Raw genomic sequence first — 24,186 nt, forward strand, 5'->3', positions numbered from 1 at the left:
CTATGTGACCGGAATGTTAACCTATACTAAATTTAATGTTAAGTATTTGTAATCCTTATTTATCGTTGTCGAGGAAGAAATATACGACCAGGATCTGTGCATTATCCGGGCCTATGTTGCGGGGTTTATGTCCGAGGCGGCCGTCGAAGAAGAGGGAGTCGCCTTCTTCCAGCACATATTTTTCGTTATCAATGAGGTACTCAACGGTGCCTTTGATAATGTATTTGTACTCGTAGGCATCTGTTTTTACTGTCTGGGAGCGGTGGGCGCCCTTTTTCAACTCCAGCAAAACGATATCCACCGGGAAATTCTTTACATTTTTAGTGAGCACCCGTTTATATATAAATCCTTTGGCAGGCTCTTTTTCAAACTCCTGGTAGGCGGCTTTTTGTTTGATGATGACCTTCGCGCTCTGGGTTTGCTGATCGATTTCATTAAAGAACTCGTTCATATCCAGCCGGAGGGCCTTGATAATATTGATGAGTACCAGCAGGGAGGGTACCGTTCTGTTATTCTCTATCTGGGATATCAGCCCTTTACTCACCTCAGCCCTGTCGGCCAGCTCCTGGATGGTAATTCCTTTCGCCTTTCTCTTTTCCTTGATCTTATTACTGATCTGTATGATGATATCCTCTGTCATATTAATTGTAGTTAAAACAAATATAAGCAGAAAGCGGCCAGGATAAAAACGTTCATCATTCTCCCTATATTTACACAAAATAGCATTCATGTTCAGCATCGACCAAATTCTGGCCATTACCTTTACATTATTTGCGGTTATTGATATTGTTGGCTCTATCCCGGTACTGGTATCCCTGAAAGAAAAGCTTGGCCACATAGATGCCGGCAAAGCCACGCTGGCTTCGGGTTTCCTGATGATTTTGTTCCTGCTGGTGGGAGAACCGTTCCTTAAATTGCTGAGCGTAGACGTACATTCCTTTGCGGTAGCGGGTTCTATCGTAATATTTGTAATCGGGCTGGAAATGATCCTGGGACTGGAGTTCTTTAAAACAGACCCTGATGCCAAGGCCGGCAGCGTGGTACCCATCGCCTTTCCGCTGATAGCCGGCTCCGGTACGCTGACCACCATCATGTCGCTGAAAGCTAACTTCGGGCAGTATAATATACTGGCCGGTATCTGCCTGAACCTGGTGATCATATACCTGGTACTCCGCAGTCTGAATTACATAGAACGCATGCTGGGCAAGGCCGGGCTGATGGTGCTCCGCAAATTTTTCGGGGTGATCCTGCTGGCTATTGCAGTAAAAATCTTTAAAAGTAATATCAATCTTTAATGCAATTTGGGATTGTACATTAGAAAATGTAGATTTGCGCGAGTTTTATGGCCTCGTAGTACAATGGATAGTATAAGAGTTTCCGAAGCTCCAGATTCAAGTTCGATTCTTGACGAGGCTACCAAAGAATATTAATTCGCCCAATTTCAGTAAAGCTGGAATTGGGCGAGTTAATGATTATGATAGATTGTTTATTAACTCGCCTTTTTGACCCTGGCAAATTTTAATGATTCTGTACCTTAATTTCGCTATAGACTAACTGAAAGACTGGAAAAAAGAAATAGAGATTAAGTAGGCATCTATGTTAACTGAAGTCTTATATAAATAAACTGTAACCTGATTTAATAATTAACCCATCCCTGATTTAAATCTATGAAAAGAACATTATCATTGCTGTTATTGCTAACAGCAATAGTATCCGGAGGTAAGGCGCAAACCTATATTAACAATCAAACCACACTGCAACCTTCATCAAATTTTTACATTTCGGGAACAGCACAATCGAACACGCTGAAAACAACGGCAGGTACAAGTGCTACCGGAATGTCCCACTTCCATATGTTTACCGGCGACGGCAATACCCCCGCTAATCTCAGATGGACCCAGGCTTTTATTGGGTTGGAGGGAGCTTCCAATGCAGGCGCCGATTTCAGAATATTCCGGTATTCAAATACCGGTGCATTCTTAGGGACCGGGCTCGCCATAGAAAGGGCAACCGGTAACGTTATTGTTAATAATCTTACAGCTGCTAATGCATCTAAAATACAGGGTACTGGTACCGCTGCTAACCAATCCTATCTGCAATTCATGCAAAGCGATAATATCACCAGGGATGGATATGTGGGCATGGGGAGTGGCGCTAATAAGGATATCTATCTTGTCAGTGATAATGGCAATATTAATCTGAACCCCAAAACCGGCGGAGGAGCCTTCCAGGTAGCCAGTGCACAGGTACAAAATACAACCGGTACCTTCCTGATGTCAAATGCTACTTCTAATAATATAAGCTTCAACGCAGTGGGTTTGGCCGGACCTTCTTTTACCACTAGGAGCATTGGCAGTAAGGTTATTTTGTGGAATGCCCCATTGAATGCTACTACCTCCGGCTGGGACGTCGGTATGGAAACTAATCATATGTGGTTTGGTATCGCTTCAGCTTCAAATGCTCAAGGCTTTAAATTTTACGGTGGCACTACTCAAATCGGCAGAATTGATGGTATGGGAGCCACCGACTGGGAAGGGCAAGGCAGATTTAAAGGCTGGTATACAGCCAACGGAACCGGCCCTGCTGCAGAAATAGGGATATCTGCCGGACGTGCAGCATTTATTGGTTTTGACCGGACACCCGGAGCAACAAAATACCTACCTGTGCTGCTTTCCGGAGGTACCACGGCTACTAATCAAAAAACGCTCATCATTACCGATGCAGGCGTTGGTATCGGAACCTTAACTCCCCAGTCTGAACTTTCCGTGAAAGGCACCATCACCGCACAACGGGTAAAAGTAACCCAAACCGGCTGGGCAGACTATGTATTCCATAAAAACTATCAACTTCCTTCTTTAGCCGAGGTAGAAGCCTATGTGCGCTCCAACCAACACCTGGAGGGTATTCCTTCTGCAGCAGAAGTAGAAAAAGAAGGTATTGACGTGGGAGAAATGAATAAAAAATTACTGGCGAAAGTGGAGGAGTTAACGCTATACCTGATTGAACAGAATAAGAAGATCACTGCATTGGAAGAGTGGAAGAAACAACAGGAAAAACTCTCCATTCATCCCTAGTCACAAGGACATACCATTAATCTGTAAAGTACCGGCACACTCCAGGATTGCCGGTACTTTATTTTTACAATCCTTTCGATAACGGAAAATCTTAAATATCCCAACGCCCGATTCTCAAAAATCAGGCTCCTGGTAACCGCCAATCAGACAGCTACACATAATCAAAAAATATATTCAATAAAGTGCTTTTTATAATAGAGAAAGAGTTTATTTGTATGTTAATGTTTAGCTTTGCAAGCGATTTTCCGGACTTTTAAAAGTAAATACATATACTCCTTAAGCCGTGGAAATCCATAATAAAACAACTGCTTCCGTTAAAATCATTCATCTTGATAATTATTATCCATGAATAATTATAAAATACCTGTCTACAGACCTTCTTTAGGAGAACTGGAAAAGAAAAATGTATTGGAGTGTTTAGACTCTACATGGATTTCATCCAAAGGAAAGTTTATTACCGAATTTGAAAGAGGGTTTGCCGATTATTTAGGTATGGATCATGCAGCTGCTGTTTGCAACGGCACAGTTGCCCTGCACCTCGCGTTGGTGGCATTGGGTATTGGCAGCGGAGATGAGGTGATAGTACCTACTTTAACCTATATCGCATCTGTAAACGCTATCGCCTATACAGGCGCCACACCCGTTTTTGTTGATTCAGTGGCGGAAACGTGGCAGATCAGCCCTGCAGACGTGAAGAAAAAGATCACCAGCAAAACCAAGGCAGTCATTGCGGTTCATTTATACGGACACCCCTGTGAAATGGATACCCTGGCGGCTATCTGTAAAGAACATGACCTTTTCCTGATAGAAGACTGCGCAGAGGCCATTGGAAGCAAATACAAAAACAAATATGCCGGCACCTTTGGCGATATCTCCACCTTCAGCTTCTTTGGCAATAAAACAATTACTACAGGCGAAGGCGGCATGGTAGTAACAAACGACCAAACCCTATACGACCGTATGGTGCATTTCAAAGGCCAGGGGCTGGCAAAGCACCGGGAGTACTGGCATGATGTGATCGGCTATAATTACCGCATGACAAACATCTGTGCGGCTATCGGAGTGGCACAACTATCAAAGGTAGAAGAAATCATCGCTAAAAAGAGAGAGATTGCAAAAGCATACCAAAACGCCTTTAAAGGCTCCAGTGTTACTTTTCATGCAGAAACTGAAAATACGTTTCATTCCTATTGGATGTGTTCCATCCTGGTGAAGAACGCCGATGAACGCGATGAGGTACGGGATGTTCTTAAAAAAGCAGGCGTTGAAACAAGACCACTCTTCTATCCCGCCCATACCATGCCTATGTATTCGGGTAAATATGAAAGACATATCGTAGCTGAAGACTTAGGCTGGAGAGGTATTAATCTTCCGAGCTTCCCTGAGCTAACTTTTGAAGAGATCACATACATCACCCATCTCATTCTTAATTATTATAAAAACAGGGAGACTGTCTGAGGTTATGCAGAAAAGAAAAATAGGCATACATGCCGCAGGCTTTATCGGATGGGGAGGCGGAATTGATTTTCTCAGGATGATCATCCGGGGCATTCTTTCCACAAAAAAATATGAGGTTATTGTACTATTACCTGACCGTCTGACTTTTAAGGATAAGATAAAAAGAAGCCTGTCACGTTTCAGCTTAACAGCAAATAAAAATACTCCCCGGCAATTCAGCGATCAACGGAATTTATTCAGGGAATTTAGCCCCGAAGCGGTAAGTGTTTCCTATAAAAAAAGTCTAAAGAAAGCAGTAAAACGACATCATATCGACCTGCTCATTCCCTGCATAGAAGTAGTAAATCCGGATATTGATATTCCCTGGGTAGGCTATATCTACGATTTCCAGCATGAATATCTTACACAATTTTTCACTCCCGAAGAAATTAAACACCGGCAAATACAATTTGGCAACACAGTACACACTGCCAAAAATGTGATTGTAAACTCATACGCAGTAAAAAAAGATATTGAAAAATTTTACCCGGATAGTACTGCCAAGGTCACTAATCTTCCTTTTACACCTTTATTCAACAGGCAATTACTCAGCAGTAATTTTACGGAGATAAAGAATAGATATGCCTTACCCGATAAGTATTTTATAATCTCCAATCAGTTCTGGATACATAAGTCGCATATTACGGCTTTCCGCGCCCTGCAAATTTTACATTCCATATCAAATGAACGGGTGGCTATTGTATGTACAGGTGACACCGGTGATTCCAGACGCGCTGATTATTTTGATTCGCTGAAAAAAGAGATTCGGGATTTAGGAATTGAGGACAAAGTATTTTTCCTGGGGTATATCTCAAAGCCGGATCAGATCCAGCTATTATTGCATTCAGTAGCACTGATACAGCCCACCCTGTTTGAGGGCGGACCTGGCGGCGGCGCTACTTACGACGCTATTGCCTTTTCAAAGCCAGCTATTATATCCGATATAGATATTAATAGAGAAATAAATGATCCGCTGGTAACTTTTTTCCAGGTAAATAATCATGCAGACCTGGCAGATAAGATGAAAGCGGTGCTGGAACAACATAAAAGCAGCCATTGGCAGCTGGATGCTGATAAACTGGAAGAAGAAACAGCACAAAGAATAAGCGTACTGGGAGATGTACTTTCAGCGCTTATTGATTCAATTTGATTACCCTTTAATTTTACCCGATGAAAGACATCTATATTTTAGGCGCCGGAGGATTTGCAAGAGAAGTCTATTTTTTAATTACACAGATTGGCCAATACAATATTAGGGGCTTTGTGGATATAACAGCTGGTCCGGAGATAAAGATAGGCCATCAGTTGGTGGATGTCATCGGAGAAAACGACTTACATAAGCTGCAGGGGGTATCTCTCGCAGTAGGTATTGGAAACCCTCGGATTATTAAAAAATTAACAGACATCTTCGGAGAGAAATTTGATTTTCCTAACCTGATTCATCCCTCCGTAGTAGCGGATTTCAGCAATATTTCATGGGGCCGGGGGAATATTGTAACTGCCAACTGCATTTTCACAACTGATATAAAAATAGGGTCCTATAATATTTTCAACTTAGCCACTACCGTTGGACATGATGCCGAGATTGGCAATTGTAACGTACTCAATCCCTGTGTATCCATATCAGGCTTTGTAAAAGTAGGAGATGCCAACCTCATCGGAGTAAAGGCCACTATCCTGGAAAACAAAACAGTTGGGAATAACGCTATTGTAGGCGCTGCCAGTTTGGTACTGAAGAATGTACCGGATGATGTTACTGTAGTTGGAGTGCCGGCAGTGATAAAATAATTTTCTTTGAAAGAGATCAAACACCATTTATAAAGAAAGACTAATATTTAATCACTTTACATACTTATCATTTACTTATCAATAACGGTAAGTATTGCTTTTGATTCTCTTTCGAAGAAATCTCTTTCATTAAATCTGGCCAGATTTATTTCCTTATCACTATTTCTATTACGGTCGTACACAACATAAATTTCTTTATCAGGCCCTTCACATGCGTCTGGATAAGAAACATGGGAACGAGCGTCTATCAATAAGCTATGTGGCCATGTTTTCCCATCATCCGTTGACAGGAAAGCCCTCATATTTACTCTTTCATTGCTAGCATTCAGTATCAATAGCAAATTCCCTGAGTTTAATCGTTGAATATGAAATCGGCTATCAGCAGTAGGTTCGATTGCTGTAAAAGAAGCAGCTTTACTCCATTGTTTATTAGTACCGCTGGTTTTGGAATAGAAAATACCTTTCTTTGTTCGCAAAAGGCAGAGATACTGACCATTCTTTAATCCGACAATCTGAGGTTCATCAAAGTCCCTTATGTTATTATCCAATGGTATTGTTGAAGCACGTGATATAATTTTGAACGTCTTTTTTATTGCATCATATTCAGATGCTACAACAAATACGCCTGAAGCCTTTACGGGTGTTGGTTTTTCAAGCCAAAGGGCAACAGGCATTAGAATCTTTGTTTTTGATTGATAGCTATAAATGGGCTTATTGATCATGACACCATTAGTTAATGATTCGGGTTTGGAAAACTGAATTTTATCTGTAGAGAAATCCAGTAGACTAGTCCATACACCACCTTTACCGTCCCACCATCCTTTTGATTGTGCCCAAAAGAGATGCACTTCTCCGTTAACATCCTTCCATAATCCTGGGTCAAATACGCGATAACCGTTATCTGGCGGCGCAACAATAAGTGCATTTTTGCTCCAGGTCTTACCACCATCTGGGCTTTCGGCTACTGTAACATAATTACCGGCGCCTTCACCTGCAGTACCACTATACCATGCAACAACCAGATGTTTTTTTTCAGTAATTTCAATTGAGGGGACCCCTTGCCAGTGCCTTTGAGTATAAAGTGGGTTCTGAGTTACATTGGATAGCAATCGTGCCGCCGGCTGATCTTTAACTAGATCCAATGGATCAATCGATACAATTGGTGACACACTACTGTTATTATCATTTTTTTTACAACCAGTGAACGAGAGTAATAAGCATAGGAATATCACATCAAAAAAAAGAATTTCTTTTTTCATATATAGTTAAGTAAAAGACTCTTTAAACGAAAGAAATTATTTTTAATTTAGATTGAATTTTATAATGCGGTTAACAACTTAAAGCCACTCCAAGACTAAATATATCTATAGCAGAGTGTTACCCCATCGAAATTCTGGCTAAACCTCAAATAAATAACGTAAAATCATCTTGTCCCCTCTAAGGGTTACAAAAATAATATTGATATTTTCTGCATTCGTATCATATTCCTTCAGCTTTATGAAGTCATATCACTGAGCTCTAGCCATCGCATGCCCTTCTCATCCAGTAATTGGATAATTTCACCAATCCGGTGTGTCAGTGGTTCCATCTTATCAAAAGGCAATTCTCCACTGGATAAGGAGGCTTCAATTTTCTTCTTTTCTGTTTCCAGTTGTTCGATCTCTTTCTCCAACAGTTCCAGTTCCCGCTTCTCTTTAAAAGACATTTTGCGACCTTTATTTTCTGCAAGTGGTGCCGCTGTGACTACGACGGGCGTCGTTACTTCTTTTTTAGGGGCGATAGCCTTCTTCTTGTCCTCTTCCTTCTGCCATTCCCGGTATTGTGTGTAGTTACCAGGATAATCGCGGATTTCTCCATCTCCTTCAAAAACGAACAGGTGCTCTACCAGTTTATCCATAAAGTAACGGTCATGGCTCACGATGATCACGCAGCCCTGAAACTCCTGTAAGAAACTTTCCAGGATACTGAGGGTTGGTAAATCGAGATCATTGGTAGGCTCATCCAATACCAGGAAGTTAGGATTGCGAAATAAGATCGATAGCAGATGCAATCTTCTTTTCTCACCACCGCTCAGCTTTGAGATGTAGGTGTACTGTTTTTCTGCCGGAAATAGAAATAGCTCCAGGAATTGTGCGGCGCTTACTTTGGTACCATCTGCCAATGGGAAGTTCTCTGCAATATTCTTTACAAACTCTATCACCCGCATATCTTCCTTTACCACCAGGCCAGTTTGGGAGTAATTACCAAACACGATGGTTTCTCCAATATTGATCTTTCCCGAATCAGGCTGCTCTGTGCCTAAGAGCATATTGAGGAACGTAGATTTTCCTACTCCATTTTTACCAACAATACCTACGCGTTCTCCTTTCTTGAAGGTATAATCCATTCCTTTCAGGATCTTCAGATTCCCAAAGGATTTATATACTTTTTTTAACTCCAGGATTTTTCCGCCCAGTCGGGTCATCTTCACATTTAGTTCCAATTGCTGATCTGCTACTTTGGTGCTGGCTTTCTCCTTCACTTCATAGAAGGCATCCTGGCGGGATTTAGATTTGGTGGTACGGGCTTTAGGCTGCTTACGCATCCATTCCAGTTCTTTGCGGTAAAGATTACGGGCTTTGTCCACACTTGATTTTTCACTTTCTTCCCTTGCAGCCTTCTTTTCGAGATAATTCTCATAATCTCCTTTGTAAATAAAAAGCTGTTCCTGGTCGAGCTCCATCACTTCGTTACAAACGCTATCAAGGAAATACCGATCGTGCGTAACGAGGAGCAGGGTTACTTTTTCCTGATCCAGGTAATTCTCCAGCCATTCAATCATAGAGACGTCCAGATGGTTGGTGGGCTCATCCATGATAAGCAACACGTGTTTATGCTCGAAGCCAATCTCAATCAATACTTTGGCCAGCGCAACTCTCTTCTGCTGGCCACCCGAAAGGGAACCAACTGGTTGATCCAGGTTGTGTATATTAAGTTTTCCTAATATTTGTTTCACTTTGGTATCAAAGTGCCATGCATTCAATTCGTCCATTTTGGCGATGGAATCGGTCAACTTATCCAGATCCGGTTCATGCCCCTCCTCGGTAAGCAACTCATATTCTTTGATGGCATTGAGTACCGGGTTATTGTGGTTGAAGATGTTTTCAATCACGGTTTTGGATAGATCAAAGTCGGATTGTTGCTCCAGCATTACAACGGTTACGTCTTTATGGATCCAGACTTTTCCACTGTCGGGCACATCCTTTCCGCATAAAATGCGGAGCAGGGTGGATTTTCCTGTTCCGTTAAGCGCCACCAGCGCTATTTTATCTCCTTCTTCAATATGAAAAGAAATATCCCTGAATAATGGTTTGGTTCCAAAAGATTTGGTAAGCCCTTCTACTGTAACGTAATGCATGGTGCGAAGTTATAAATTATCGGCAACACTGGAAGGGAACAGGGATTATGTATTTGATATTATGATTTTTTCCGTATATTCATTATAGGATAACCAGGGTTTCCTGTACCTGACATTTTTTTCGACAAACAGTTATTTCGGCCCTTTGTCCATTATTATCCTCCCCCCTTTGCGATGAAAAATAAAAAGCCCTTGCGCTGAAAGCGGAAGGGCTTGTGTATATTTAACCTCTTTATTGATTAAAAGTCGTAGTAAAACTGGCGGAAGGTACTACGCAGGCCTATACTAAATATCAGGTCGGTGCTTCTGCCGATATCATTGCTCACCCTTCTGGCCGCCAATGAGGTTTCCAACCGGAGATTGTACTTGGGGTTAAGCACATATGCAATAGTTCCCTGCGCATACAATAAATTGGTTTTAACCCCCTGTCCGATCCAGTTACCATAATCATTTGGTCGTGTAGTATATGGCTTGGATATATCATGGCCATAGTTGGTTTGGGCATCGGGATCATCCCCATATTTTGAGTACATTACCTCTCCGCGGCCATACCAACGCTTAATACGATATGTAGCAATACCTAATACCTCCCAAAAATTAGCTCCTAATGGATGAGCCAATGACTGATTATAATGCTCATAATTAATCAATGTGCTTTTGTAAGAATAGGTGTACGGTCGAACTACGTTGAATTCACCTTGCAGGTCGAGCTTATTTACCTTAAATAAATCAAATGACCTGAAGCCCAATTGTGCGGATTGTTTGTTGGCCCACCAACCTTTGCCACCAAATACCTCTTTCAGCTTAAATTCGTCCAATACCAGCTGGCCATATATGGTGGTTTTGGGAAATAACTTAAACTTAGCATTCATACCTACCAAAGCATTGTCAGAAGAGCCTTCCGAGAATTCAGCCGAGCGCAGGAAAATGATCGGATTCATGTAGCTCCAGTCAAATCCACGCTTACGGCCGGAGGAATCCGCGTCCGGCCAGATCACGGCATCAAAGAGGCCGATGGTGAGGCGTTTGCTTACATTCCAGTCCAGGAAATGAAATACACCCCATTTCTTATAGTATCCCAAATCGTCATAAGCAGTAGCAAAGCTCTGGCTGTGCTTATCCATAAACTGTGCCCACATGGCCGTATACTGAACGTTACCAAGAGTTCCTGTAAGCTTCAGGTATGGATAGCTGAATTGTATGTCAGACAGAATCAGGGAGCGGTAGCCGTCGCCTATAAAATTCTGTCCGTATCCTGCTGTTATGTTAAGGTACTTATTAGGTGTGTAACTTAACAGCGCGCTCGCGTAGTTATAATCAAATGCCTTTCCTTCGCTATAATCTTTGATTCCTCCCTGGCCCGGCACAATTTGGTTCTTACGGATGTATTGGTCGAGGTAATAAGGAAATTTTCCCTGATTTTCGAAGAAGTAAGATTCAAAATAAAACTTTGTGCCAATATTCGCCTGAATACTGGCTCCTCTTGTATTCAACCAGGTAGTTCTGCTTCCCTCCTGTGATTTGCCTACCTGAAAATCCGGCAGGAAATCGATAAAAACGTTATAATCCTTGTTTCGGTACTCCAGCAGGTGTTCGTTAAACAACTTCCGGTGGAACCAGCTACGTTTAGTCGTATCCGGGTTGGTGTACATGGCACTGGTATCTTCATGCAGAATCGGCCTGAACGCAGTGTGGTGGTTGCTCGTATCCAGGTAAAGCTCCCGGATATCCTGGGGGTTATAAGGCACAATGACAGGCAACTTTTCCTGCGCGTTAGCTGCACCAAATAGTAACAAACCTGCTACCATCCAAACGAGATGTTTCATTAATTGTTTTTTGATTGCTTAAAAATGTACACAGGATCAGGCTTCACAAACATCCTGACAGGTTTCTGTAAAGTCAAATACAATACAATTGGCTCGTCAGAACGCAAAGATAATGTTTTCAATAAATTTAGGTGACAGATGGGGATTAGTATAAAATTAGAAATTTCTGGCTAATAATGCGTACGGAATGATTATATCCAGTTTTCCTTCTTTACTTCTTCGTAAACTTTAATGATACCCTCTTCAAGGTTGAGACTGGCTTTCCAGCCATAACTATGCAATTTGCTTACATCCATTAGCTTTCTTGGTGTGCCATCAGGCTTACTGGTATCAAATACCAACTCACCTTCAAATCCAACAATTTTCTTTATTAACCGTGCGAGATCGCCTATGCTTATATCTTCTCCTACACCAATATTTACGAGCCCTTTTTCATTATAGTTTTGCATGAGGTAAAAACAGGCATCCGCCATATCATCGGCATGGAGAAACTCGCGTTTAGGCGTACCCGTTCCCCAGACGGTTACTTCGGGATGATTATTGATTTTAGCTTCATGCATTTTACGCAGCATCGCCGGTAACACATGGGAAGTATTTAAGTCATAGTTATCATTCGGACCATACAGGTTAGTAGGCATCACAGAAATAAAATTGCTTCCATATTGCGCCCGGTAGGCATCACACATTTCTATTCCGGCAATCTTTGCTATTGCATAGGGCTCATTCGTTGGTTCAAGCGGGCCAGTGAGCAGATATTCCTCTTTAAGCGGCTGGGGGGCCAATTTAGGATAAATACAAGATGATCCGAGAAACATCAGCTTTTTAGTATCATTCAAATGGGCATGATGAATAACATTATTCTGAATCATCAGGTTCTCATAGATGAACTGCCCACGATAGGTGTTGTTGGCCATGATACCGCCCACTTTCGCTGCAGCAAGAAATACATAATCAGGTTTTGTTTCCCTGAAAAATGCAGCTACAGCTAACTGATCACGCAGATCCAATTCTTTGGAGGTACGGACAATAATATTATTAAATCCATCTCTTTGCAAACGCCTCACAATAGCTGAACCTACCATCCCTCTGTGACCAGCAACGTATATTCTATCCTGCGTATTCATGCTATTCAAATTGATTCAATACTTTATAACCTGCATCCTTTAGAAGTTTTTCACGCTGAAAAAGCTCAAGGTCTGCGGCAACCATTTCTTTCACCAGTGCAGGCAAATCGTATTTAGGCTTCCACCCGAGCTGTATGTTGGCCTTAGTGGGATCTCCTATTAACAGCTCCACTTCTGTAGGGCGGAAATATCGTGGATCTATTGCAACTATTTCCTGGCCAACCTGCAGTATGCCGTCTTTCTGTGCACAACTTTTCACATATCCCTTCTCCTCTACTCCTTCTCCTTTAAATACTATTTCAATCCCAACCTCTGCAAATGCCATTGTGATAAACTCTCTTACAGTAGTCGTAATGCCGGTCGCAATTACATAGTCTTCCGGTTTGTCCTGTTGCAATATGAGCCACATGGCTTCCACGTAGTCCTTTGCATGTCCCCAGTCACGCTTCGCATCCAGGTTACCCATATAAAGCTTATCCTGCATACCCAATGATAACTTGGCGACTGCACGGGTAATTTTTCTCGTTACAAAAGTTTCACCACGAAGCGGACTTTCATGGTTGAACAAAATTCCATTACAGGCAAACATATTATATGCTTCCCTGTAGTTGACAGTAATCCAATAGGCATACATTTTAGCTACTGCATATGGAGAACGTGGATAAAAGGGTGTTTTTTCAGATTGGGGGACTTCCTGTACCAGGCCATACAATTCCGAGGTAGAAGCCTGATATATTCTTGTTTTATTTGTTAATCCCAATAATCTGACTGCTTCCAGAATTCTTAGCGTGCCGATACCATCCACATCAGCTGTATACTCAGGTGCTTCGAAGCTAACCTGAACATGACTCATAGCTCCAAGGTTATATATTTCGTCTGGCTGTACCTCCTGAATAATACGGATCAGGTTTGTGCTATCTGAGAGGTCTCCATAATGAAGTTTGAGGTTCACATCCTTATCATGAGGATCCTGATATAAATGATCAATTCTATCAGTGTTAAAGAGTGAACTTCTCCTTTTAATGCCATGCACTTCATAACCTTTTTTCAGCAGTAACTGAGCCAGATAGGCACCATCCTGACCGGTAATCCCGGTAATAAGGGCAATCTTCATTTTTAGTTTTTGTATTAAAAGCGTAGGCTATGATCTTAAATTAATTTTCCTTAACAATATTCTTAACTGTTGCATCCAAACCTTCAGATAAAGAATATGGAGGCTGAAACCCTATGTCCTTCACCTTATCTGCTGAAAATTGAGTAGTAGCACAAAATTTCTTCACTCTCACAGCACTGATAGGAAATTTTTTATTTAAAACCTTTGCTACTATATCCAAAAACACTCCCCCACTATAGCCAATAGCATATGGAATTCTCAGGGGAGCTATTCTTTTATTCAATGTTATTCCCGCCTGTGTCACCAATTCGTTCACACTAAGATCTGGTTTATCAGCATAGTTAAAAACGTGATACCCGGAGAGCTGTTCGTCTATACAATATTTTATAAAGGAAGAAACATTTTCCACATATGCCATCGACTTTTTGTTCTTTCCGCTTCCAATCATCATAAATTTACCGAAAGCTATCTGCTTAAGCAGATTATATACATTCCCCCTGTTACCTGGCCCAAAAACTACAGTAGGTCTTATAATAACAAGCGTTCTGTTCCGAGGATCTTTGTTAAACCATTCTCTTAAAACCTCTTCTGCCTCCCATTTGCTTTTACCGTAATGGTTAAATGGATCCGCTGCAAACAACTCATCGGGGTTTTCCTTGTTCAGACCATAAACCGCTACAGAACTTGTGAAGATTATTCTATTGATATTTTTCTCTTCAAGCTCATTCAGCACATTTCTTGTTCCTGCTACATTTACATCATAATACAAGGAAGTAGGACTAACATCATCCCGATGTTCTGCAGCCAGCAATACCGTCCAGTCACATGGTTGAAGACCACTCTTAAGTGATTGCACCTCTCTTACATCCGCAATGACTGTTTGCGCCGGAAAGAAAGATGACTTTGCTTTATCAAGGTTGGTGAAATCATAATTACCATCCTCTAATTTGTTCATCAGATTAGAGCCAATAAATCCGGAGCCTCCAATAATTGTAACTCTCATAGAATCTTTAGTTTTACGAATTGTATCCTGTTATAAAAACAGAAGCTATTTTCTTAACACCTTTGTATAAACAAAATTCAACATAGAAACGGGTAACAATTTCAGTATTATTCTCGCTGCAGAATACAGATAAAATTCCCTGGAGGTAATAAATTTATCCTTTACCATTAGGCGGAAAAATTTTAGCTCTTCTTTTATGTATCCCATTCCCCGCCTCCTGCCTACCATATTATTATTCCCTACACGTGCGTATACGAGCGTTTCAGGAAGATTATGAAAACGACATCCATTTAACAACATCTTATACCAGAGATTATAATCCTCTAATACTCGCTTATGCCAGTAACTGCCTGCGTCAAGCGCTTTTTTCTTATTCATCATTACTGTCATATGATTGACAGGGTTACGGTACTTGGCGAACGCTCGGATTTCCTCTTGTTGAACAGGCACCTTTCTGAATCTATTCAAATCGCCTGGAACATCAGCAAACTCCTCTATATAGCTCCCTACCAGATCAATATCAAGATGTTTTTGTAAAAATATCGCCTGCTTTTCAAATCTGTCTGGTTTAGCTATATCGTCGGAATCCATTCTGGCAACAAATGCATATTTGCAGTAACGCAAACCTGTATCCATAGCATATCCCATGCCTTTATTTTCCTTCAGCTTGATAATATTCAATTTATCGGGATAATCAGATTTGTACTTGTTTATAACAGTATACAGTTCATCGGTAAGGGGTCCATCCTCCACTATTACAATTTCCGTAGGGATTAATGTCTGTTCTAATATACTTTTTAAGGCACGGTCTAAAAACGCAGGTTTTTCTTTTATATAGACAGGCATTAAGACAGAAAACTCAAACATATATTATTTATACTTACTATGGAAGATTAAAATTAGATTAATTTTCAATATATAATTTAGCGTGGCATCATTTCTGCCGGTAAATTGTTATAACTGCTTTAGTATAGACCTACTATTCATAAATTACAAATTAATAATAGGAATCGAAATTATGCAATAATTCGATTTAAACGGGTGTTTTTTATAAGTGTTATTAAAAGAAAGTTATATGAAAAGATTAAATTTTCTCTTCTTTGCTCTCCCGCTCTTGCTGGTAGTGAATGTAATATGCGCTCAGTCGCTGGTATTAAGCCAAAGAACGGCTTCTCAAACAGCCATTGTTATTGCCGATAATAGTACACAACCTACATCGAAAGCTGCAAAAGAACTGCAAAAATATATAAAAAAAACACTAAGCATAGACGTTCCAATCACGAATAACGGTAATGCAAAAAATCAGATTATAATTGGACAAGGGGATTATATTAAATCAATGGCTCCCGAAGTGAATACATCAAAATTAGGAACCGATGGATACACTATACTTACAAAAGGAACAAAACTCATTATAGCCGGGGGGAGTGGTAAGGGACCCTTGTTTGGCGTATATACACTGCTGGAAAAATATTTCGGTTGCAGAATGTATACGGCAGATGTAATGAAAATCCCTAAAAGAAGCAGTCTTACTATCCCTGCTGTTAACCTCACAGAAATACCAACTTTGATTTTAAGAGATGTTTTTTACCTAGGCGCAATGGACTCCTCATATTCAGATTGGCATAAATTAATTCATGCAAGAAGTACTAATTCTTCTTTATTTGGCATATTTGCACACACCGGTTTTCAGATAATGCCACCCAAGCAATATTTTAATACTCATCCCGAATATTATTCCCTGGTAAAAGGCAAAAGACAGCCATTACAACTGGATCCTACCAATAAAGACGTATATAATATTTTGCTTGGATGGCTAAATGCAAAAATTAAAAATCAACCCCAATATAACTATTGGTCCGTTTCAGTGGAGGATAATGGTTCTTATTGCGAGTGCGACAAATGTCTGCCAGTAATTAATAACACAAAAACACCTGGAGGACCAACAATCGCGCTGGCAAATAATCTTGCACAGAACTTTCCTAATGAAAATATTTCAGCACTCGCATATTCCTATACACGTAATCCACCGCAGAATATGAAATTAGCCCCCAATTTAAATATCATGTATTGCCCTCAGCCCAAGAACTATGTAAGTAGTTATCAGGGGGATGACTATGCAGAAATGCACAATCAATTTGATGGCTGGCAGAAACTTACCAAAAATATCTTTGTCTGGGATTATGTCATAGATTATTCGGCGCTTGAATCTATCCATCCTAATTTATTGATATTAAAACCTAATCTGCAATACTTTGTAAATAAAGGTATTAAAGGTTATTTTGCAGAAGGAAATATTTTTCCAGACGGTGAATTTGCTGAGCTCAGAGCTTATCTTCTGTCTAAATTAACATGGGATCCAAATTTGGACGATAATGCAGTAATAGATGACTTCCTGCAGGGCTTTTATGGAGATGCCGCACCTTCTTTAAAACGCTATATACAACTTACATCCTCTCAACTCACGGGCAATAATAAGCTGACAGAAAGCATGATTAACAATTATGATGACCTGTTTGATGCTGCGATGAACAGCGTAAAAAACCAACCTGTATATCTGAAGCGAGTACAAAAAGAAAGAATTCCATTACAATATTCAGCCGTTCAGGCCTATCTGGATGAGGCTAGCAAGGACCCGGACCAATTCTTTAATAATACGCAAAAATATAACAACTTTAATACGCATTTGGAAGGCTTCCTCACATCTGTAAAACAATGCGGTATTAAACGGCTTGTACACAATGAAAATAACCTGCCTCTCTATCAATTTTACAGCGACTGGAAAAATAAGATGTCGACCTTAAAAAGTAAATCACTCATGAAAAAGTGATATCGCTTAAAATATAAAAAGGTGGCAGAAACTAAGCAGTTTTCGCCACCTTTTGTTTTAATACAATAGCTGATCTGTACAAAGCATAATAGACGAAAAGTATGAGCAACCAGAAATATTCCTTATTAAGAGAGCTAATTATTAGTATAATACAACTAAAAATAGCATAGTAATACATCCGGAATTTATCCAGTGTAAATGGGGAAGAAAGAATAAAGCTCAATTGTCTGAAATTAAAGCGCTTTAATGCGGCCCTTTCCAGCAAATTGATCACAGGAAACGCCAACAATATAAATATTACATCAACAAGGCCAATAGTGTTAAATCCTTTATACAAAAGCAGGTATGAAGCAAATCTTATGCATACTAGTAAAAAATGCAGTAGCAGTGTCAACCGGCTTCTTACCCTGTTATAAAAAAGATAAATAGGCAGTATGACAATTACAGCTCCCACGAATAAAAAATAATTAATTATTGGCATGTGAAAAAGAGCCAAGCTCCACAACAAAAGACATCCAAATAAAATTCTGAATATATAGATTAAAAATTTATTCTTCTCATAAAAAACAAAATCTTTATCCTTCAACCTGATAGTGGGATTCGATTCTCCTTTAATAGTTTCCGTATCATTTTCTATATAGCCAACTTCATAAAAATTATAAATTGCACCTACCTGTAGTAGATACATAAGTACAAAATCGACAATCGAATGTGTATTGGCCATTTCCTGGAAATAGTGAAAAGAAATATAAGCGGTTGGCACTATATAAATAATAATCCAGGAAATTAATTTAGCAGGAGACGAAATTCTCGTTCTAAAAAAATATAAAGCCGGAATAAAAAATTTAGCCTTATCTATCGAAAACATATATTTCTTTTACAGTTGGGAATTTTGTCCAGAACAGTTCATTCTTCTTCTTGGCAACTATAAACGCCTCAGAAGATTTACTAACCAGTTCAGCATCGCTCAAATTATCAGTAATAACAAAAGCCTTACTCACATCCAGGTTATGCAGCCTGCAGGTCTCCAGTTTATTTCCTAATAAATCGTGTAGGATTCTTCCATTACAGATTCCCGTTTCACTGGCAAAGTCCAAGGTGGTGGCATAATATTCCTTCACTCCCAGCTCTTTTGCAATTGCCTGTACCAGGAAATCCATAGACGCAGAAACAATTGCAACCCTCTTCTCCTGAGCCATCTCATTTCTGAGCATTTCCTGCGCTATTGTAATTTCCTTATTCGACAAGGTGGTTTTAATAAACTCTTCCGCCAGTAAGTTTAATTCTGTTCTTGCATACCCCTTCAGACTTCTGACAAAAATCACTCTTGTCAGGTCAAGCCCCAATAATTTGTATAGTACCTTATTAAATACTTTCCATCCGATAAAGTGAGATACCTTATTAAATAATCTGTACTGACGTTTCTCACTGAATACTTTCTCCCGTATAAAATCCATTGTGGTATTAGAATCATACAATGTTCCACACAAATCAAATATAACAATTCTCTTATCGCTGATCATTTCCCAATATTAATTTTAAACGATGATATATTTCACCAGTCTACCCTTCCACCTTTACCAGCCACGCCGTCCTTTATTCCTTTAAGTATATATTTCAGATACATTCTTCCGTTCTCCAAAAAAACAGGATAGAAAAAAAACTTCAAAGAAAATTTGCAGCCACTCATTAACTTCCAATATAATGGTACATATGAACGCCTGACTAAAAGGAGGTAATTCCTATAAAGATAATAACACCTCACCGGCTTAGGAATTCCCTTAAAATTAATGCCTAGTATTTTCTTGTCACCTTCTCCCAACGCATGATATAAATGAGCTGTTTCATCAATAAAAAAGGAATATCCTCCCTTCTCCCTGGCTCTCCAGCACCATTCGTGATCCACAGCATCAATAAACAGCGCTTCATCCATACCACCTGTCTTCTCCCATACCTCTTTTCTAATGAGGGTGCCAGAACTGATCAGTTCTGTAAGCTTTGTAACCTGTATCCCTTCAGCAACGGCAATGCCTTTTTTAAGCTTGGCTTTATATGCAACCCCAGTTTGGGTATTAATTGCCCGTGGACCAATTCCGCCTATATTATACTTTTCAATAGCAGACACTTGTTCATAAGATTTTACCAGGGAAGCCACCATGTTATCGGCAGGTAAACTATCCTGATCGAAAAAAACGATACTATCCACTTTGGAAAATAGATATGAAGCCCCAGTGTTCTGAGCCACAGCAATTCCTTTATTATCCCCTAAGGAAATATATTTAACTTTCGGCCATTGCTCACTTAACCGATCGTTCCAAATAGCCAACTCTGCAGCAGAATTATCTACAATACAAATGTGCGTAATATTTTCCTGCTTATGAATAGCTTCCAGCTGCAATTCACTTTGCAGCAAGTCCGGATTATAATAGGTAATCATAATCCCAATACCAGCATTGCTTATGCTGTTCCTAGAGTCGACCATTTTTGAAAAGAAGGGTTACGATCATAAAAATTCTGAAGTGCGTTAAGCACTAAAATTACGGCTATTTGATTAGAGTCAAAAATATATGGATTGGTGCAGGCGTATATTACATAACAAACATAAATGAATAGTAACCATTTATTACGGAATTTATATAGTGGCATCAGGACAATTACATAAAGAAAAACAAGTATAAATCCTATTACTCCCAGCTGATTTAAAACATAGAGCACTTGTAATTCAAAATATACATCTCCCCTGTAATCTCTTGCATATGTGGCCCTTTCAACGGTATGCCCTAGTCCGGTTCCTAACAAAAAAGTACCAGCATTTTGTGTCAGGTCATCCATTAGCAAAGCAGTTTGATCTGCACGAGTACTCAATGAACCTTCCTGTTTTCCTTCAAGCACAGGCTTTACATAATAAGTGTACACAGGTATGCTTAAAACAAAAACTGTCATTAATAACAGAACTATTTTTCTTATAAGCTCCTTCGCAGTTTCTGAACGTAAAAAATACACCATATAAAATAAAGCCATTGAAATCACATATGCAAAATTCCCTGCTACTACACACGCAATCAGCAGTATTCCCCGTATAAGATATTTTCTCTTGATCGGATAAAAATAGGTGATAAATAATGTCAATGGAAGCAGGGCATTTCCCTTTATCTGAACGATAAATAACCATCCATTATAAGTATATACATCCCCCCACTCTTTCTCCAGAAAAAAGAACCTGATTGGCATATAGCTTGTCAGGTCAAAAAATACGCTCAGATAAATTGAGAAAAGAATAATGACTATTGCTTGCAAAAGCATTATCGCTATAAATATTTTTAATAACCTTTCGGGAGGGACTAGATAGAAAGAGTAAATAAGTAATATCAGAAGTATAAAAAACCTTATATTTTTGACAACATCGTTCATTAAACATATGCTGTAAAACAAATCAAAAACCAAAAGACCAGTAAGCAAAAAAAGTAGAATCCTAAAATAAGAGGGGCCTTGATAAATATTATTTACTATTGGAAGAAAGTATACAAAATAAATTAATAATAAAAAGAGGTTCATTATTATGGAAAACCCACTAAATGGAACCTGCCTGGTCAAAAAAAAGAAAAATACTCCTGCAAAGAAAAGTAGAGCAGAATTTTTCAGATTTATATTTTTAACGGGTGTGTTCATGAATTAATTAACATCGGTAAAAATCCTTCTCAACCAATTGGTAATATGGAAATCTTCAATATCTAGCTTGTGAGTTGGAACAGAAGATATAAATTCCCTATCTACTTCAAAATCTGACCCTTCAAGCACATATACATATTCTTTATTATATATACTTTCTTTTTTAATATTCACATTTGAAGTTATAACTTTTTTTCCCCTTGCGAGGGTTTCAATGGTCCTTATTGTTAATCCAACCTGTCCAGGGACAGGAATATCCACGACACATTTAGCACGATTTGTCAATTCTGCTACTTCTTCGCGCCCTAAAACACTAGTTGTAATAAAATCTGCTTCATTCTTACACTTATTGATTTTAGCAATAAGTGTTCTGTAACCAGGGAATAACAAGCGCTTGATGGCGTTAAGTACTTTTCTTCCCCTGGTAGCATCGTTTGCCTGAAAATATAGTCTGAGAAAAGAACGAAGTTCCATCCGCCTCGAATAGTGATCCAGGTCTAACAGAATGTCGCAACGATTCATTGATGCAAGACCTACCGAACCAATATAAAGAAGGTCTATATCCTCCTTATTTGCTGCGCTATTGTCAACTGCTGTATACTCGTTAGTGTAAAATAACGGCAAATACTTTAAAGCCTCCCATTTATCACAATCAAGCGGGTCAAAAGAATAAGCGCGGTCAAATAACAAAAAAAGTTTTGAATGATCCCAAACTGAAAACGAATCCCAAAAATATATTATAGAGATTATTTTCTTATTGAAAGTCTTAACATGTGTAAGCAATTCCGGGGTAATAGAAAACCCTCCAATACAGAAAAAATAATCATACTCTTTTAGTCCAATTGAATTTATGATTTCATCATTGTATTTCTTCTTCCTGTTCGGCAAAAAAAACTTCCTGACACTACGGGCAAGCCATGATGATTTTTCATATTCAGGAAAAAACTTGTTTTCATAAAAATCAACCTCTGCTCCCTGATTTTTTAATTCATCCAAAATCTTTGTATGATAATCATAAAATATCTGGCCAACAAACAGTATACGTTTGTTTTTTAAGTATTGCTCCTGCATAATCATTTATACATTCCCTTATTTTTCATTTCATCTATGGATTGCTCGTAACTATCCCCCAAGCTCACATTCTGTTTGTTCACCCAATTGGCAAATTCTTTGATCCCCTCTTCAAACTGTACTTTTGGCTGAAAACCAAGCCTACTGCCAATTTTAGTAAGATCTGCATAGTTATGCCTGATGTCGCCTAATCTGAAATTACCTGACACCTTATAGCCCACGGAAGCGCCATAGCAATTAATCAAACTTTTCACAACAGTGAGAACATTAATAGGAACCCCAGTACCTACATTAAAGACCTCATTATTGGCTTCGTCCATTTCAATACCCAATATTGTGGCATCTACAACATCATCAATAAAAACAAAGTCTCTGCTCTCTTCACCATCTTCAAAAATATTTATAGACTTACCACTTTTAATTAAAGAAGAAAAGATCGATAATATTCCAGTATATGGATTGGATAATGATTGACCAGGGCCGTAAACATTCTGATATCTGAATGCAACGGCTGCTATATTAATGGATTTACACACCAGCATTACCATCTGCTCCTGCACCTGCTTTGTAATACCATACACAGATGTTGGGTGAATTTTTGATTGTTCATCTGTAGGCACCAACTTCAAGAGTTCATGTATCCCATGGGTACTTACGTTAAAGTCACCTTTCAGCATCTGCTCCTCCATTCTAGCCTCCGGATATACGTACTGCCCGGTGGAAGGTACAAGATATCTGCCTTCTCCATAAATAGCCCGCGATGAAGCTACCACTACTTTTTTTACCGAATGCTTAGTATTGGCTAATATGTCCAACATCAATGCAGTACCTCCAATATTCACGCTGTTATACTTTTCAATTTCATACATTGATTGACCAGTACCAGTTTCTGCTGCTAAGTGAACTACTACATCCTGATTCTTTAATGCTTCCATCCAGTCATTTCGAGAAGTGACGCAACCCTTAATAAAGGTGACCTTATTCTCTATACTCCTGAGCAAAGGAGAGTTCTTTTCTGGATTCACCCCGTGTATTTGCTCAGATAAATTATCAAGAACAGTTATCGTAAAGCCCTTCTTCAATAACTTTAAAGCTAAGTTAGAGCCAATAAAACCTGCCCCACCAGTAATTAATACGTTCTTCATAATCAAATTCTATTTTACAATTCAATTGACAATACAGATAAAAAGCTCATCAAATAAAAAAACCTTTATTGTCTGTTTTTCTCCAACTATTCGTTTCAAAACAATATCGCTTGATAATGTAAGCAGGTGCCCCAACAACAATACTGAAATCTGGAATATCCTTGGTTACTACAGCGTTGGCACCAATAACACAATTTTTACCGATTTTGGCGCCTAATATACAAACGTTCTCCCCCAACCATGAACCCTCTCCTATAATTACTTCCCCTATCTGGCGTATCCGCTGCTTCATCACAGGCAGATGTATATTTTCATAATCATGTAAATTATCCGATATATATACTTTATCTGCTGTCAGAACATTCCTTTCTAATATGATCTTTTTTGTCGCATAAATATGATTGAAATGTCCGATATTAGAACCGTCCCCAATTTCCAGGACACATTCCTTCTCTCCCGTTAATGGCAGTGCAGCCAGCCAGGTGCCCTTTGCTACATAAACACTTTCACCTATAATTATATTATTCCCACCATCAATTTTCAGAGGTTTACCAATTATAGACTTAATACCTATTCTCTTAAATACAAACTTATAATATAATACTGTTTTTAAAAGATCTATAATTCTGATTAAATATCTCATAATTG

The 24,186-nt window shown here is 39.2% G+C and carries 20 protein-coding genes and 1 tRNA gene; 7 read left to right on the forward strand and 14 right to left on the reverse strand.

Features of this window, described 5'->3' with window-relative positions; translation table 11 throughout:
* Positions 1-55: 55 nt before the first annotated feature.
* The gene (locus tag B5Z18_RS19295) at positions 56-640 is read right to left on the reverse strand and encodes a helix-turn-helix domain-containing protein (protein ID WP_079471760.1); all 585 of its coding nucleotides are present in this window, start codon (positions 638-640) and stop codon (positions 56-58) included.
* Positions 641-728: 88 nt separating this feature from the next.
* Between B5Z18_RS19295 and B5Z18_RS19300 the strand changes: the two genes are divergently transcribed.
* The 6 genes from B5Z18_RS19300 to B5Z18_RS19325 all read left to right on the forward strand — a co-directional run bounded on the left by B5Z18_RS19300 (position 729) and on the right by B5Z18_RS19325 (position 6,359).
* Positions 729-1,295 (forward strand): MarC family protein, encoded by a 567-nt coding sequence (locus B5Z18_RS19300; RefSeq protein WP_079471132.1) that lies wholly within the window; start codon positions 729-731, stop codon positions 1,293-1,295.
* A gap of 49 nt (positions 1,296-1,344) precedes the next feature.
* A tRNA-Arg gene (locus tag B5Z18_RS19305) sits at positions 1,345-1,419 on the forward strand.
* 248 nt (positions 1,420-1,667) lie between these two features.
* Complete coding sequence (locus tag B5Z18_RS19310) at positions 1,668-3,074, forward strand: hypothetical protein (RefSeq protein ID WP_079471133.1); 1,407 nt, start codon at positions 1,668-1,670, stop codon at positions 3,072-3,074.
* Between the two features lie 345 nt (positions 3,075-3,419).
* Complete coding sequence (locus B5Z18_RS19315; RefSeq protein WP_079471134.1) at positions 3,420-4,532, forward strand: DegT/DnrJ/EryC1/StrS family aminotransferase; 1,113 nt, start codon at positions 3,420-3,422, stop codon at positions 4,530-4,532.
* A gap of 4 nt (positions 4,533-4,536) precedes the next feature.
* Positions 4,537-5,721 carry a glycosyltransferase gene (locus B5Z18_RS19320; RefSeq protein WP_079471135.1) on the forward strand — a complete coding sequence of 395 codons (1,185 nt, stop codon included), beginning with the start codon at positions 4,537-4,539 and terminating at the stop codon, positions 5,719-5,721.
* Positions 5,722-5,741: 20 nt separating this feature from the next.
* Positions 5,742-6,359 (forward strand): acetyltransferase, encoded by a 618-nt coding sequence (locus B5Z18_RS19325; protein ID WP_079471136.1) that lies wholly within the window; start codon positions 5,742-5,744, stop codon positions 6,357-6,359.
* 71 nt (positions 6,360-6,430) lie between these two features.
* On the opposite strand, the gene B5Z18_RS19330 is transcribed toward B5Z18_RS19325, so the two are convergent.
* From B5Z18_RS19330 to B5Z18_RS19360, 7 genes are all read right to left on the reverse strand, one after another.
* On the reverse strand, positions 6,431-7,618 hold the full coding sequence (locus B5Z18_RS19330; RefSeq protein ID WP_079471137.1) for a sialidase family protein: 1,188 nt from the start codon (positions 7,616-7,618) through the stop codon (positions 6,431-6,433).
* 236 nt (positions 7,619-7,854) lie between these two features.
* Entirely contained in the window at positions 7,855-9,756 is a 1,902-nt protein-coding gene (locus B5Z18_RS19335) for an ABC-F family ATP-binding cassette domain-containing protein (RefSeq protein ID WP_079471138.1), read from the reverse strand.
* A gap of 239 nt (positions 9,757-9,995) precedes the next feature.
* Positions 9,996-11,582: a hypothetical protein gene (locus tag B5Z18_RS19340; RefSeq protein WP_079471139.1), complete on the reverse strand. Its 1,587-nt coding sequence runs from the start codon at positions 11,580-11,582 to the stop codon at positions 9,996-9,998.
* Between the two features lie 191 nt (positions 11,583-11,773).
* A complete protein-coding gene (fcl, locus tag B5Z18_RS19345) occupies positions 11,774-12,706 on the reverse strand; it encodes a GDP-L-fucose synthase (protein WP_079471140.1) in 933 nt (310 codons plus the stop codon).
* A 1-nt stretch (position 12,707) separates the two neighbouring features.
* A complete protein-coding gene (gene gmd, locus B5Z18_RS19350; RefSeq protein ID WP_079471141.1) occupies positions 12,708-13,820 on the reverse strand; it encodes a GDP-mannose 4,6-dehydratase in 1,113 nt (370 codons plus the stop codon).
* A 40-nt stretch (positions 13,821-13,860) separates the two neighbouring features.
* The gene (locus B5Z18_RS19355) at positions 13,861-14,823 is read right to left on the reverse strand and encodes an NAD-dependent epimerase/dehydratase family protein (protein WP_079471142.1); all 963 of its coding nucleotides are present in this window, start codon (positions 14,821-14,823) and stop codon (positions 13,861-13,863) included.
* Positions 14,824-14,868: 45 nt separating this feature from the next.
* Positions 14,869-15,690, reverse strand: coding sequence for a glycosyltransferase (locus tag B5Z18_RS19360; protein ID WP_079471143.1), 822 nt, complete (start codon positions 15,688-15,690; stop codon positions 14,869-14,871).
* A 208-nt stretch (positions 15,691-15,898) separates the two neighbouring features.
* Between B5Z18_RS19360 and B5Z18_RS19365 the strand changes: the two genes are divergently transcribed.
* Positions 15,899-17,653, forward strand: coding sequence for a DUF4838 domain-containing protein (locus B5Z18_RS19365; RefSeq protein ID WP_079471144.1), 1,755 nt, complete (start codon positions 15,899-15,901; stop codon positions 17,651-17,653).
* Between the two features lie 851 nt (positions 17,654-18,504).
* Here B5Z18_RS19365 and B5Z18_RS19375 read toward each other — a convergent pair.
* Genes B5Z18_RS19375 through B5Z18_RS33000 form a run of 6 tightly spaced genes read right to left on the reverse strand, consistent with a single transcriptional unit; the run spans position 18,505 to position 24,181 of the window.
* On the reverse strand, positions 18,505-19,176 hold the full coding sequence (locus B5Z18_RS19375) for an HAD family hydrolase (protein ID WP_079471146.1): 672 nt from the start codon (positions 19,174-19,176) through the stop codon (positions 18,505-18,507).
* Positions 19,177-19,208: 32 nt separating this feature from the next.
* A complete protein-coding gene (locus B5Z18_RS19380; protein WP_159454362.1) occupies positions 19,209-20,090 on the reverse strand; it encodes a glycosyltransferase family 2 protein in 882 nt (293 codons plus the stop codon).
* A gap of 20 nt (positions 20,091-20,110) precedes the next feature.
* The gene (locus tag B5Z18_RS19385) at positions 20,111-21,322 is read right to left on the reverse strand and encodes a hypothetical protein (protein WP_079471148.1); all 1,212 of its coding nucleotides are present in this window, start codon (positions 21,320-21,322) and stop codon (positions 20,111-20,113) included.
* Positions 21,323-21,325: 3 nt separating this feature from the next.
* Positions 21,326-22,399, reverse strand: a complete 1,074-nt coding sequence (locus tag B5Z18_RS19390; protein ID WP_079471149.1) for a WaaS/CpsH family glycosyltransferase — start codon at positions 22,397-22,399, stop codon at positions 21,326-21,328.
* Entirely contained in the window at positions 22,396-23,538 is a 1,143-nt protein-coding gene (locus B5Z18_RS19395) for an NAD-dependent epimerase/dehydratase family protein (RefSeq protein ID WP_079471150.1), read from the reverse strand. Before B5Z18_RS19395 ends, B5Z18_RS19390 begins: the two co-directional genes overlap by 4 nt.
* 49 nt (positions 23,539-23,587) lie before the next feature.
* Entirely contained in the window at positions 23,588-24,181 is a 594-nt protein-coding gene (locus B5Z18_RS33000; RefSeq protein ID WP_143313647.1) for an acyltransferase, read from the reverse strand.
* Positions 24,182-24,186 lie beyond the last annotated feature (5 nt).

The sequence above is a fragment of the Chitinophaga ginsengisegetis genome, from assembly GCF_900168065.1.
Lineage (GTDB): Bacteria > Bacteroidota > Bacteroidia > Chitinophagales > Chitinophagaceae > Chitinophaga > Chitinophaga ginsengisegetis.